This is a genomic window from Photobacterium sp. DNB23_23_1 (assembly GCF_052873815.1).
The window spans coordinates 1-12,769 of the sequence record NZ_JBNNXT010000058.1 but is presented as its reverse complement, the minus strand read 5'-3'; the positions used below and the strand labels follow the sequence as shown (position 1 = coordinate 12,769).

At 47.0% G+C, this 12,769-nt stretch carries 12 protein-coding genes and 1 pseudogene; 7 read left to right on the top strand and 6 right to left on the bottom strand.

Features of this window, described 5'->3' with window-relative positions; translation table 11 throughout:
• Positions 1-346: 346 nt before the first annotated feature.
• On the top strand, positions 347-2,011 hold the full coding sequence (gene glnS, locus ACVA53_RS23240; RefSeq protein ID WP_255040173.1) for a glutamine--tRNA ligase: 1,665 nt from the start codon (positions 347-349) through the stop codon (positions 2,009-2,011).
• 132 nt (positions 2,012-2,143) lie between these two features.
• Here glnS and fcrX read toward each other — a convergent pair whose 3' ends face one another.
• Complete coding sequence (gene fcrX / locus ACVA53_RS23235) at positions 2,144-2,590, bottom strand: ferric iron uptake transcriptional regulator FcrX (protein WP_255040172.1); 447 nt, start codon at positions 2,588-2,590, stop codon at positions 2,144-2,146.
• 201 nt (positions 2,591-2,791) lie between these two features.
• Between fcrX and ACVA53_RS23230 the strand changes: the two are divergent.
• Positions 2,792-3,042 (top strand): annotated as a pseudogene (locus ACVA53_RS23230) (DUF4442 domain-containing protein); the annotation flags it as partial.
• An 82-nt stretch (positions 3,043-3,124) separates the two neighbouring features.
• Here ACVA53_RS23230 and fldA read toward each other — a convergent pair.
• The 3 genes from fldA to ACVA53_RS23215 all read right to left on the bottom strand — a co-directional run bounded on the left by fldA (position 3,125) and on the right by ACVA53_RS23215 (position 4,873).
• Positions 3,125-3,652, bottom strand: a complete 528-nt coding sequence (gene fldA, locus ACVA53_RS23225; RefSeq protein ID WP_107350255.1) for a flavodoxin FldA — start codon at positions 3,650-3,652, stop codon at positions 3,125-3,127.
• Between the two features lie 154 nt (positions 3,653-3,806).
• Positions 3,807-4,028: a DUF2788 domain-containing protein gene (locus ACVA53_RS23220; protein ID WP_255040171.1), complete on the bottom strand. Its 222-nt coding sequence runs from the start codon at positions 4,026-4,028 to the stop codon at positions 3,807-3,809.
• Between the two features lie 77 nt (positions 4,029-4,105).
• Positions 4,106-4,873 carry an alpha/beta fold hydrolase gene (locus tag ACVA53_RS23215; RefSeq protein ID WP_446506412.1) on the bottom strand — a complete coding sequence of 256 codons (768 nt, stop codon included), beginning with the start codon at positions 4,871-4,873 and terminating at the stop codon, positions 4,106-4,108.
• A 102-nt stretch (positions 4,874-4,975) separates the two neighbouring features.
• Between ACVA53_RS23215 and seqA the strand changes: the two genes are divergently transcribed.
• Entirely contained in the window at positions 4,976-5,530 is a 555-nt protein-coding gene (seqA, locus tag ACVA53_RS23210) for a replication initiation negative regulator SeqA (protein ID WP_255040238.1), read from the top strand.
• A 39-nt stretch (positions 5,531-5,569) separates the two neighbouring features.
• Positions 5,570-7,216 carry a phosphoglucomutase (alpha-D-glucose-1,6-bisphosphate-dependent) gene (gene pgm / locus ACVA53_RS23205; protein WP_446506411.1) on the top strand — a complete coding sequence of 549 codons (1,647 nt, stop codon included), beginning with the start codon at positions 5,570-5,572 and terminating at the stop codon, positions 7,214-7,216.
• Between the two features lie 83 nt (positions 7,217-7,299).
• Here pgm and ACVA53_RS23200 read toward each other — a convergent pair whose 3' ends face one another.
• Positions 7,300-8,103 carry a DUF1853 family protein gene (locus tag ACVA53_RS23200; protein ID WP_446506410.1) on the bottom strand — a complete coding sequence of 268 codons (804 nt, stop codon included), beginning with the start codon at positions 8,101-8,103 and terminating at the stop codon, positions 7,300-7,302.
• A gap of 133 nt (positions 8,104-8,236) precedes the next feature.
• Between ACVA53_RS23200 and ACVA53_RS23195 the strand changes: the two genes are divergently transcribed.
• The 3 genes from ACVA53_RS23195 to ACVA53_RS23185 all read left to right on the top strand — a co-directional run bounded on the left by ACVA53_RS23195 (position 8,237) and on the right by ACVA53_RS23185 (position 12,557).
• A complete protein-coding gene (locus ACVA53_RS23195; protein WP_255040167.1) occupies positions 8,237-8,443 on the top strand; it encodes a DUF2517 family protein in 207 nt (68 codons plus the stop codon).
• Between the two features lie 152 nt (positions 8,444-8,595).
• The gene (locus ACVA53_RS23190) at positions 8,596-9,354 is read left to right on the top strand and encodes a Nif3-like dinuclear metal center hexameric protein (RefSeq protein WP_255040166.1); all 759 of its coding nucleotides are present in this window, start codon (positions 8,596-8,598) and stop codon (positions 9,352-9,354) included.
• A gap of 449 nt (positions 9,355-9,803) precedes the next feature.
• The gene (locus tag ACVA53_RS23185; protein ID WP_446506409.1) at positions 9,804-12,557 is read left to right on the top strand and encodes a cation-translocating P-type ATPase; all 2,754 of its coding nucleotides are present in this window, start codon (positions 9,804-9,806) and stop codon (positions 12,555-12,557) included.
• Here ACVA53_RS23185 and ACVA53_RS23180 read toward each other — a convergent pair.
• Positions 12,554-12,769 (bottom strand): hypothetical protein (locus ACVA53_RS23180; protein ID WP_446506408.1); only part of this gene is annotated, 216 nt, incomplete at its 5' end. The genes ACVA53_RS23185 and ACVA53_RS23180 overlap by 4 nt on opposite strands.

Sequence of the window (12,769 nt, the reverse complement as noted above, 5' to 3'; positions counted from 1 at the left end):
TTATGTTTGTTTTCCCTGAAGGCTATCAGCGGTTGGTGCTGTACTGGGGGCCGTTGCATATGAAAATCAGCATGCCGGGTTTGGCGCGGCAATATTCGACTGATGTCGGGGGCAGAGGTACGTGCAGTGAGTGCGGACCGCCAGCGTTTTCGTCGCTCAGTCACGCTGTAATTGCAATTGGCGGGGCTAACCTTGCCAGTTTCGACCTATTCTTTTAGATACCCCGTGCTATTACGGGGTTTTTTTATTCATATCGACAAACAATGTACACTATTTGTTGAGTCGGCCCCTATATTTATGGATCATAGGGGACTTAAAAATCCTGTAAGCACACGAGGTCTAATTGATGAGTGAATCTGAAGCTCGTCCAACTAACTTTATCCGCCAGATTATTGATGCGGATTTAGCTAGTGGCAAACATACAAGCGTACATACCCGATTCCCGCCGGAGCCGAATGGTTACCTGCACATCGGCCATGCTAAATCTATTTGTTTGAACTTCGGTATTGCTCAGGACTATCAGGGTCAATGTAATCTTCGTTTTGATGATACAAACCCTGAGAAAGAAGACATCGAATACGTTGAGTCTATTAAGAACGATGTTAACTGGTTGGGCTTTGAGTGGAGCGGTGAGATTTGTTACTCATCGAACTACTTCGATAAGCTGCACGGGTTTGCTATTGAATTGATTAATAAAGGCTTAGCGTACGTTGATGAGCTAAGTCCAGAGCAAATGCGCGAATACCGTGGCACTCTTACCGAAGCCGGTAAGCACAGCCCGTACCGTGATCGCAGCGTAGAAGAAAACCTTGAGCTGTTCGAGAAAATGAAGAACGGCGAAATTGAAGAAGGCAAAATGAGCCTACGCGCTAAAATCGACATGGCATCACCGTTTATGGTGTTGCGTGATCCGGTTATTTACCGTGTGCGTTTTGCCACTCACCACCAAACCGGTGACAAGTGGTGCATCTATCCGATGTACGACTTCACCCATTGTATTTCGGATGCGCTAGAGGGCATTACGCACTCTATCTGTACCTTGGAATTCATGGATAACCGTCGTCTTTATGACTGGGTGCTGGACAATATCACTATTGATTGTCAGCCTCGCCAGTACGAGTTCAGCCGCCTGAATCTTGAGTACACAGTGATGTCTAAGCGTAAGCTTAACCAGCTGGTAACCGAGAACCTGGTAAATGGTTGGGACGATCCGCGTATGCCAACTATCTCGGGCTTGCGTCGCCGTGGTTTCACTTCAGCGTCGATCCGTGAGTTCTGTAAGCGTATTGGTGTGACCAAGCAAGATAACACCATTGAAATGAGCTCGTTGGAATCTTGTATCCGTGATGACCTGAACGAGAACGCACCGCGTGCGATGGCTGTTCTGGATCCAGTAAAAGTTGTGATCGAAAACTTCGATGGCGACGCTGAAATGCTGGAAGTGGCTAATCACCCGAACAAGCCAGAGATGGGGAGCCGTCAGGTACCGTTCACTCGTGAGGTATACATCGAGCGTGAAGACTTCCGCGAAGAAGCGAACAAGAAGTATAAGCGTTTGGTGCTCGGCAAAGAAGTTCGCCTGCGTGGTGCGTATGTGATCAAGGCTGAGCGTATCGAAAAGGACGAAGAGGGTAATATTACGACTATCTTCTGTTCTTACGATAACGAAACCTTAGGTAAAAACCCAGCGGATGGCCGCAAGGTTAAAGGCGTGATCCACTGGGTATCTGCAGAGCAGGGTATCCCAGCTGAAATCCGTTTGTACGACCGCCTATTCACAGTGCCAAACCCAGGTGCAGCAGATGACTTCGTCTCTGTGATCAACCCTGAGTCACTCAGCGTGATGAATGGCGTGGTTGAACCATCATTGATTGAAGGTGAAGCGGAAAAAGCGTTCCAGTTCGAGCGTATGGGTTACTTCTGTGTCGACAGCAAAGACTCTTCGAAAGAGAAGCTAGTCTTCAACCGCACTGTTGGCCTGCGTGATACTTGGGCGAAGATTGGCGACTAAGCTTCCCTGAGCCTGATAAGAAAAAACCAGCCTATTGGCTGGTTTTTTTATTTGTGTACAACAACAAAAACGCGGCTGCTTGAGTGGCCAAGTGTTGAGATCCTGGCCTTATTGTTTTTTACTTGGGCCTAATTATTTTTTGTCGTGTAGTGAACTGTCTTCTTGGCAGTTGCCTTCTGCACAGTGACCGTACAGGTACAGGCTGTGGTTGGTAAGGCGAACATTGAAGCTAGCAGCGATTTCTTTTTGGCGCTCTTCGATGATGTCATCAGAGAACTCAATAACTTTACCACAGTCTAGGCATACGAGGTGGTCATGGTGATGCTGTGTTGCCAGTTCGAATACCGATTTACCGCCTTCAAAGTGGTGACGCGTAACAATGCCTGCATCGTCAAATTGGTTTAAAACGCGGTATACCGTCGCCAAGCCAATTTCTTCACCGATATCGATTAGCTTCTTATACAAGTCTTCAGCACTGATATGCTGGCAATCCGGCTGCTGTAGCACTTCCAGAATTTTTAGGCGTGGAAGGGTTACTTTCAGGCCAGCTTGTTTTAGTGCGTGATTGTTATCTGACATTGGAGTTTCCTATTGGCTACCCGCACCCTCATGATACGGTAGTCTTGCTCTTCTTTCCTCATTATAAGTGACCACAAGGTAACAATAAACCTAAAAACAGGTCAATCTTGCTGATATCTAACTTTTCTTTTTGTTGCCTGATTGTTGTGGGAATGTACATTTGCGAGGTAAAGCAAGCTCATCGTATCCGTTGTGACGAGTATTTTCGTATACCTATTTTTCCGACCGTTAATTGTTAACTTTGCCCTGAATATAAGGCCTTCCTTCTGGGGTTCGGGAATACGTATTGTTTGCATTTCTGATGATTACCGAGATGTACGGATCAAGCTAAAGTTAATATTGTGGAATAAAAATGCTAATCATACTCAATACGTCATTGGGATTTTTCGCTGACCGATCCGGTGTGCGCCTTGATGCTAATAGGGAACCTCGGTAAAGAATATTTCGTTTGGATATATCCAGATTGGTATAAGTTTTTCAGATATAAAAATGCCGGGCATCAAGCCCGGCATTTAGTCTCAGGTTGATAAAATATTAGTCAGCAAGCTCTGCTAGGCACATTTCATCAAAAATCTGGTTGACCCACTTCTGGACACGCTCTTCGGTCAATTCTGGCTGACGGTCTTCGTCAACACACAGGCCAATGAAGTGGTTGTCGTCTACCAGAGCTTTAGATGCTTCGAACTCAAAGCCTTCAGTCGAGAAGTGGCCAACGATAGTCGCGCCACGACCTTCCACGATTTCACGTACTGTGCCCATCGCATCACAGAAGTATTCAGCGTAGTCTTCCTGATCACCACAGCCAAAGATAGCAACCAGTTTGGTTGAGAAGTCGATTTGCTCTAGCTCTGGGAAGAAGTCATCCCAGTCACACTGTGCTTCACCGTAGTACCAAGTTGGGATACCTAGCAGCAGTAGGTCAAAGTTGTCGATATCTTCCTTGCTGCATTTTGCGATATCTTTGACTTCAACTAGCTTTTTGCCCAGTTGTTTCTGGATCATTTTAGCGACCGCTTCTGTGTTACCAGTGTCGCTACCAAAGAAGAGTCCTACACTTGCCATAGTAGAAATTACCCATTATTAATGTTTGACCGTTAGCTTGCTTGCCAACGTATAGAAATAGCCTTGTCAGGAGTTACCCTGATGGTCAATGATCGCGGTAAGTAAAGTCAGCACGCTGCTGCTTTTGGCAATCAATGACAGTATTCGTTAAGTATTAACCGATGCCTGCGCCTTCCCAGCTGATTTGGATCAGGCCTTTGGTTACAAAACCGGCACACCCAAGGAAAAGAACCAGCCAGACGATTTTTCGGCCAAAAGGCGGAACATTGCCTTGTTTTAGCACGTCTTTAATGGCCATGCCGATAAAGAAAAATATCGCGGCAAAGAGCAAATCTAGCCCAATAGATTCAAGCAAATCCATGTGCTCATACAACATCTGTGTCTCCTTTCCACATTATCGTCACTTTTGAGCCAGGCGCGCACTATATCATAGACAATACCCGCCTGTTAACGCTAAGCAGCCTGCAAGAAGTTCAAAATGATACGATTAACCGTTTCAGGTTTTTCAGCATGCAACCAGTGGCCAGTATTGGCCACCAAGTGTGCCTTAGCATTGGGAAATTGGGCACCAATCGCTGCGCGGTGTTCCGGTAGAATATACTCAGAATTCTGGCCCTTGATAAATAAGGTCTTGCCAGTGAACGGTGCGATATCTTGCCAGCCCATGATAGTGCCATAGTTGGTAATCAGACCTTCGACATTGAAGCGCCAGTCAAACACACCGCTTTCTTGTTTGGCAAAGGATTTGAGCAGGAACTGGCGAACACCCGGCTCAACCACATGCTTAGCAAGCAAAGGTTCGGCTTCACTGCGTTTGCTGACGGTGTGGCGAGAGACTTCGCGCAGCCCGTTGAACACGTTTTCGTGGCGGTGGACGTGGTAGTGAACCGGAGCCATATCCAAGACCAATAAATGGTTGATCCGGGCAGCGGCGAGCTCGGTTGCTGCCATTGCCACCTTGCCGCCCATAGAATGACCAATCAGCGAGAAGCGCTCGATGTCGAGTTGGTTGATAACGGTAAGGATATCCTGTGCCATTTCGCGGTAGGTGAACTGATTGCTGTGTGGGGAGCGGCCATGATTACGCAGATCAACGCTGATCACTTTATATTTATCTTTCAATGATCTGGCCATTAGGCCAAGATTATCAGCGCTGCCAAACAGGCCGTGGATCAAGACGATCACATCGCCTTGCCCATCGACTTGGTAATGAAGATTCACAGACTATTTTCTCTTGTAGTTAACGCTTTACCGTAGAGTATAACCTCGGATCACGTTATAATCTCTCGGTGATTTTTAAACGGAACGATAATGAACACTACGATGAAGACTATTGAGGTAGACGAAGAGCTATATCGTTATATCGCGAGCCAGACCCAGCACATTGGTGAAAGTGCCTCGGATATCCTGCGCCGCTTGCTGATGGTGCCTGACCATCAATCTGTTGCGACCTTGCAACATGATGTAGTCATGCCCGTACGTCCTAAAGGGGTCGTGGTAAGCAAAGATGCGGGCAACGTGGTACCTAATAATGATCGCGTGAAAGAAATGCGTTCGTTGCTGATTTCTGACGAGTTTGCTGTGCAGGAAAAAGCGATTGGCCGATTTATGTTGGTATTAACCTCGCTTTATCGTATTGATCCTCAAGGCTTCTCTGAAGCGGCTGCTATTAAAGGGCGTACCCGTATTTATTTTGCCGATACTGAAGAGAAGCTGCTAGCGAGTGGCAAAACCACTAAGCCTAAGCCAATTCCGGAAACACCTTTTTGGGTGATCACGAACACGAATACAGATCGTAAACGTCAGATGGTTGAACAGCTGATGGTCAAGATGGGCTTCGGTGGCGACATCATTGAAAAAGTTTGCGGTGAAATTTAACCGGCATTATGTCAATTTAGTTTTTACAAGGATACGTTAATGGCTATTCATCCTCGTGCGGGGCAGCGCGCCCTGCAAGAAGATATGCACAATATTCCCGCGTTGGTGGCAAATTATTTCCTGATTGAGCCAAGCGCTCAAAATCCCCAACAGAAGGTCGCATTTGGTACTTCTGGTCATCGTGGAACTGCCGACAAAGGAACCTTTAACCAGCACCACATTTGGGCGATTGCCCAGGCTGTGGCTGAAGTTCGAGCTGCCAACGGCGTAACAGGTCCACTTTTCCTCGGTAAAGATACCCACGCACTGTCTGAGCCAGCATTTACCTCGACGCTTGAAGTATTGGTCGCTAATGGTGTGCAGGTTGTGATTCAGCAAGATAATGGCTATACCCCAACACCGGGTATTTCCCATGCTATTTTGTGCCACAACAAGGTACAGGAAGACAAAGCCGACGGTATTGTTATCACGCCATCGCATAACCCACCGCAAGACGGTGGGATCAAATATAACCCGGTCCATGGTGGCCCGGCGGAAGGTGCACTAACAACAGCAATCGAAACTCGTGCCAATGAAATCATTGCAGCGGGTATGGCTGATGTTAAGCGCGTACCAATCGCAGACGCTTTTGCTAGCGACCTGGTTGAAGAGCGTGACTTGGTGGCACCTTACGTTGACGATCTGGTCAATGTTATTGATATGGCCGCGATCCAGAAAGCCAACCTGAAAATTGGTGTTGATCCACTAGGTGGTTCAGGCATTGAGTACTGGCGTCAGATTGCTGCGCATTACGGCTTGGATCTTACGCTGGTGGATGAGTCTATCGACCCGTCATTCCGTTTCATGTCTTTGGACAAAGATGGTGTGGTGCGCATGGACTGTTCGTCGCCTTACGCGATGGCTGGCTTGCTGGCACACAAAGACAAGTTCGACTTGGCATTCGGTAACGACCCTGATTATGACCGTCACGGTATTGTGACGCCTGCTGGCCTGATGAACCCTAATCACTTCCTAGCGGTATGTATTGACTATCTTTACCGCCACCGCCCTGATTGGGCACAGGAAGTTGCTGTTGGTAAAACATTGGTGTCCAGTGCGCTGATCGACCGCGTTGTTGCTGATCTTGGCCGCGAGCTTTGCGAAGTACCGGTAGGCTTCAAATGGTTTGTTGATGGTATTTACAGCGGCGAGCTTGGTTTCGGTGGTGAAGAAAGTGCGGGAGCATCATTCCTACGCATGGACGGCACACCTTGGTCTACCGACAAAGACGGTATCCTGCTTTGCTTAGTTGCGGCAGAAATCACCGCTGTAACGGGTAAGAACCCGCAACAATACTACGAAGAGCTGGCTGCCAAACACGGTGCGTCTGAGTACAACCGCCTGCAGGCTGTAGCTAACGGTGAGCAGAAGGCGGTACTGAGCAAGCTGTCTCCAGAAATGGTTGCCGCTGAAACGTTAGCGGGTGATGCGATCACTGCACGCCTGACGCATGCGCCGGGTAACGGTGCTGCGATTGGTGGTCTGAAAGTGACGACTGAAAATGGCTGGTTTGCTGCCCGTCCGTCAGGTACGGAAGATATCTACAAGATCTACTGCGAGAGCTTCAAAGGCAAAGAACACTTGGCTTTGCTTGAGAAAGAAGCGCAGGAAATTGTCAGTAAGGTATTTGCCGACGCTGGCCTGTAACTTTTCGCTGTTCTTTCACGAATGGTATTGAAAGCGCCCGTTAATAGCGGGCGTTTTTTTATGTCTGTATCTTTGGCTATTGGCTATTTTTTCATTGAAGACTGCGGCCAGTGTTCGGGCATGACGAACCACACTTTATCATCAGGTGCGATAGCCATAGTCGGATTGCTGACGGATGTCAGCACTGGCTCATCGGCAATTTGTCTGAAGCAAGGTGGCGCGATCCACTCCGGTTTGGCGATGGGACGCAGATCTAAGCCTGCCGCTTGCTGAGAGTAGCACCACAATCCATGCGTGGCACCTTTTGCTAATTTGATATCTGAGCCGGTATAACCCTCGAAGGCTGGGTAGAACAAGCGACCTTGCATGATCAGGCGGCGGCGCTCAATCTTTCCAAATTGCGTTTGGTACTGCTTAATGAAAGCGGGGTGGTCAGAAATCATCAGTTGGTGGCTGAGCATCTTATTGGCTTTTTTATCCAGGTTATCTCGGGCATTGGGGCCGGGCCAACTACCTTCATAGGCAAGGAAGAATTTAATCGCCACCTCCCAGTGCTCGACCCGCCCGCTGTGTAAATCCTTTACCAGAAAATCAATCGCGCCAAGAGTGCGCTTGTTGACCGTCAGTTGGGCTTCCTCGGCAAGCAGCTCATAACGAGGGTGGTGTAGGATCAGTTGTTGCCACAACCATTGGTAGAAGTAACCCAAACGGCGCCCACCTTGATATTCAACCTCATTGGGGAGTACGGCTTGGCTAGCAAAATCGTCAAGCCATTCTTGGTCAGCAATAAAAGGGTGGGCGGCCAGGAGAGGAGAGAGCTTTAGGATGGCATTGAGGCTGTTATTAACATGCTCTCTAGCTGTTTTTTTATTGTAAAGGTTAGACATTTTGCTATAAGGCCCTTCTTTTTATAATGATAAAGACTAATAAGTCCTTGTTTTTAGGTAGTGATGCCTAATGAAATCACATATCTTATAGAGGTAAGACCAGTCTGTTGTTTTGCTTGGCCAAGGAGGCGTTATGTATACTCGCTATTCACCATTGCGTATTTTGGTTCGCCGTACATTTGTTGTCACTGTTGGTGTGGTCACTTTTCCTGTCATGATGTTCACCGCAATGGAAACACGCTCACGGCTTTATAGTTACCTGCATCGGGTATGGTTGAAAACCAGTACCAAACCCGTTTGGTTGAGCCAGACCGAGCTTGCAGCTCAGCATCTCTATTGAGTATGACTGCCATTCCTACACATCAGTAACCTCAAAAAGCTTGGTTATATAGTGACCTTACTAGATAAAGCTGCCAATCGGCAGTTTTTTTAGGTCAACAGGCACTGGGATTTGGGTATAAAATATCGAGATTGCGGAGAAGGAAATAGACGATGAACAATATCCAATTAGAATCAGTGCTTAACGAGTTGCTGAGCCCACACCAGATCAAAGACTATTGTCCAAATGGCTTGCAGGTTGAAGGTAAGTCAGAGGTTAAGAAGATCATCACTGGGGTAACAGCCTGTCAGGCCTTGATAGACCGAGCGATCTCAGAGCAAGCTGATGCGCTATTAGTACATCATGGTTTTTTCTGGAAGGGAGAGCCCGCTGAAATTCGCGGCATGAAATATCGTCGTATCAAAGCGCTTATTGAGAATGGTATCAACCTATATGCTTACCACTTGCCTTTGGATGTACATCCGACATTAGGCAACAACGCAAAACTGGCTGAATTGCTAGATATCGAAGTGCTAGGAGGCTTGGAAGAGGGGAATCCGAATTCGGTGGCAATTTATGGTCAGTTAGCTCAGCCGCTAAGTGGTGAAGAGTTGGCTGCGAGGCTTTCCATTACCTTACATCGTGAGCCGTTGCATATTAGCGATAATGCGCCACAAGAAATAAAAACGGTGGGATGGTGTACTGGTGGTGGCCAAGACTTTATAGAATTAGCCGCAAATAAAGGGTTGGATGCATTTATTTCAGGAGAAATTTCCGAAAGAACAGTTCATATTTCCCGAGAGTTAGGCATTCATTATTTTAGTGCTGGTCATCATGCAACTGAGCGCTATGGAATTAAATCATTAGGTGATTACTTAGCGGAAAAAAATAATTTAGATGTTGAGTTTATCGATATAGATAACCCAGTTTAACACTAAGTTAACCATTTTGGTGGCACAAAAAGGCTTAATGCGAGCGCATTAAGCCTTTTAATTTGTGTTGTAAAATTTCATCTTTCGTTATTTTGGAGGTATTGTTTCTGTTAGATCTGGGTCTAACTCATACTTTGTTTCAAATTTTTGTTGGGTTTTAAGCTGAATTCGGCCTGAGACTTGATAATTGTCAAAGATTCGACCTGAATCATCGTGTGGTCATACGAAATTTAATTACAACTCACCGTTGTTTCAGGTAATTTAAATTTACTCGTTTTAATGAACTCGAATGCTTTATTCAGTAAGCGTTCAGGGATGTAATAAAAATTAATTGGCACGATGCCTTTAATAACGAGTTTTAAATTACTTTGACCTATTCAGCGAATGCTTTTTATCAGTTTGAATTTGTACTGATGTCGACTGAATGTATTTAATTGGAGATTCCCCCCATGACTAAAAAATGGTTTACCGAAACGGTTGCCAGTACTGTGTCCAATTTGGGTACGTCAACCGAGAATGGCTTATCTTCTGAAGAAGTGAAACAGCGCCAGGAGCAATTTGGCGCCAATGAACTGCAAGAGCAAGCCGGTAAGACTGTGCTTGAGCTGCTAGCCCACCAATTTATGAATCCATTGATCTTTATTCTAGGGGTCGGTGCGATTGTTTCCTTCTTTACTGGTCACTTGATTGATGCCGTAGCAATCGGTGTCATCATCGTTATCAACGTACTTATCGCTTTTTGGCAGGAATTTAAAGCCCAGAAAGGGATGGAAGCTTTGCGCGATATGGCTGCACCGATGGCGCAGGTTCGTCGTAATGGCGAATGGATGGATATCCCAGCACGCGATATTGTCCCGGGTGATGTCCTAAAGATCAGCACAGGTGACATTCTTGCTGCTGATGTTCGTATCGTTGAATCGAATCGCTTATCAATTGATGAAGCTGCACTAACTGGTGAATCTGAGCCTGTTGATAAAACAGCGGATGCGCTGGAAGATGGCCATATTGGCCTAGGCGACCAGATTAACATGGGCTTCATGACGACTATGGTTACCTCAGGTACTGGCTTGGGTATCGTAGTGAGTACCGGCATGCAGACTGAAGTTGGTCACATCGCTGATATGATGGCAAACACTGAAGAAACCAAGACTCCGATGCAAGAGCGCATGGACACTATCGCCAAAACACTAATGGCTGTAGCGTTGGGCGTGGTTGCGGTTGTTTGTGTTATTGGCCTGTACCACGGTATGCCATGGCTTGAAATCCTAAATACAGGTATTTCACTGTCTGTTGCAGCAATCCCTGAAGGTCTGCCAACTGTTGTTACTATCGTTCTTACCATGGGGTCAACCCGTATGGTTAAGAGCAATGCACTGGCTAAGCAGCTAGCAGCAATTGAAACGCTAGGCTCTACAACGGTTATCTGTTCTGATAAGACAGGTACCCTGACTCAGAACCAAATGCAGGTGATGAAAGCCTACGATGCATCTGGCCGTAACTGGGAAGTAAGTGGTAAAGGTTTCTCCCCTCAAGGTGAATTTAAGCCGCTTTCACACAGTACTGATGTGAAAGACAGCCCTGAGATGATGCAAGGCTTGGTTGTTGCGACACTATGTAACGATGCTGAGTACCTTCAAGATGGCGACAAGTCTTCTGTACGTGGTAACCCAACCGAAGGTGCACTGATTGTTGCTGCTGCTAAAGCAGGTCTTCAGCAAGCTGAAATGCTGTCTACGGGTGGCTACTCGATTGTTGATAAGTTCCCGTTCGATTCATCTCGTAAAATGGCTTCCGTCATTGTTAAGGGTCCAGAAGGTAAGCACTTCCTTGCAATCAAAGGTGCGCCTGATGTTGTTCTACGCAACGCTTCTGGTTTCATGGTTAACGGTGAAGTGGTTGCTAACCAGCAAGCCGCTGTTGAAGGTAACCTAGCCGTTGCAGCAAACCCAGCAGAAGAGCTAGTCGCTAGCTATGAAGCTGCGATTCAGGATTTTGCACACCAGGCACTTCGTACACTAGCGGTAGGTATCCGTGAGCTGTCTGAAGCTGACCTAAAGCGTGATCCTGCAGAGCTTGAGAAAGATGTAACGATTCTTGGCCTATACGGCATCATGGATCCACCACGCCCTGAAGTACGTGCCGCGGTTGATAGCTGTTACGACGCTGGTGTGCGTACGGTAATGATCACTGGTGACCATGCGCTTACAGCTGCTGCAATTGCCCGTGAAATCGGTATTATCCGCAGCGAAGAAGACTTGGTTGTGACGGGTAGCCAGCTAGATGACATGGACGATGAAGAATTACGTCGTATCTGTCCGAACGTTGCCGTATTTGCCCGTGTAACACCAGAGCACAAACTGCGTATCGTTCAGGCTCAACAGCACAACAACGAAGTTGCTGCGATGACAGGTGACGGTGTGAACGATGCACCAGCCCTTCGTCGTGCTGACATTGGTGTTGCTATGGGTATTACTGGTACATCGGTTGCTAAAGACTCAGGTGACCTGATCTTGCTGGACGATAACTTCAGCACCATTGTTAAGGCTGTACGTCAAGGTCGTCAGATTTTCGATAACCTACGCAAGTTTATCCGTCAGGCACTGACTGCGAACGTGGGTGAAGTATCGGTAATCCTGTTTGCCTTCCTGTTCATGGGTCCAGAAGTGGCACTGCCACTAACGCCATTGATGATCCTATGGATCAACCTGGTTTCTGATGGTCTACCAGCACTAGCACTAGGTGTTGATCCAGAAGAAAAAGATCTGATGGAGCGTAAACCTCGTAAGCGTAACGAAAGCTTCTTTAGCGATCACCTAGGTACGCGTATCGTGATTCGCGGTCTTACCCAGGGTGGCATGAGCTTCTTGGCATTCAACTGGGCAATGAACGCTGGCCTAAGTGCTAACTACGCACAGACAATGGCCTTTGCAATGCTAGTGTTCTGTCAGCTATGGCACATCTTTGATTCACGTTCGTTTACTACGCTATTCCGCAAGAACCCATTCACCAACAAATCTTTGTTGGGTGCGGTAGCGGTCTCTGCAACGTTGTCTCTAGGTGTGATTTATACAGGCGTTGGTCAGTTCATCTTCAGCACTGAAGGTCTAACGGCTAGTCACCTAATCACTGTGTTCCTAGCTGCATCTCTTCCAACGCTAGTACTATCTGGCTTGAAAGAAGTGACTAAGATTAAGTTTGTTTAATCGCAAATAGCTAAATATAAAAAGGGCCTTCGGGCCCTTTTGTATTTCTGGCTATAGCAGGAACGGCTATTGGCTAGTGGAAGAACAAACAGTAAAAGTAATAGTTTGACATGTGGAGGATTTATCAATAATTGTGATCGCCCATCGCCCATCGCCCATCGCCCATCGCCCATCGCCCATCGCCCATCGCCCATCGCCCATCGCCCATCGCC

Coding starts and splice junctions, on each gene's coding strand:
- glnS (WP_255040173.1), top strand. CDS start 347: ATGAGTGAATCTGAAGCTCGTCCAACTAACTTTATCCGCCAGATTATT.
- fcrX (WP_255040172.1), bottom strand. CDS start 2,590: ATGTCAGATAACAATCACGCACTAAAACAAGCTGGCCTGAAAGTAACC.
- fldA (WP_107350255.1), bottom strand. CDS start 3,652: ATGGCAAGTGTAGGACTCTTCTTTGGTAGCGACACTGGTAACACAGAA.
- ACVA53_RS23220 (WP_255040171.1), bottom strand. CDS start 4,028: ATGTTGTATGAGCACATGGATTTGCTTGAATCTATTGGGCTAGATTTG.
- seqA (WP_255040238.1), top strand. CDS start 4,976: ATGAAGACTATTGAGGTAGACGAAGAGCTATATCGTTATATCGCGAGC.
- pgm (WP_446506411.1), top strand. CDS start 5,570: ATGGCTATTCATCCTCGTGCGGGGCAGCGCGCCCTGCAAGAAGATATG.
- ACVA53_RS23200 (WP_446506410.1), bottom strand. CDS start 8,103: ATGTCTAACCTTTACAATAAAAAAACAGCTAGAGAGCATGTTAATAAC.
- ACVA53_RS23195 (WP_255040167.1), top strand. CDS start 8,237: ATGTATACTCGCTATTCACCATTGCGTATTTTGGTTCGCCGTACATTT.
- ACVA53_RS23190 (WP_255040166.1), top strand. CDS start 8,596: ATGAACAATATCCAATTAGAATCAGTGCTTAACGAGTTGCTGAGCCCA.
- ACVA53_RS23185 (WP_446506409.1), top strand. CDS start 9,804: ATGACTAAAAAATGGTTTACCGAAACGGTTGCCAGTACTGTGTCCAAT.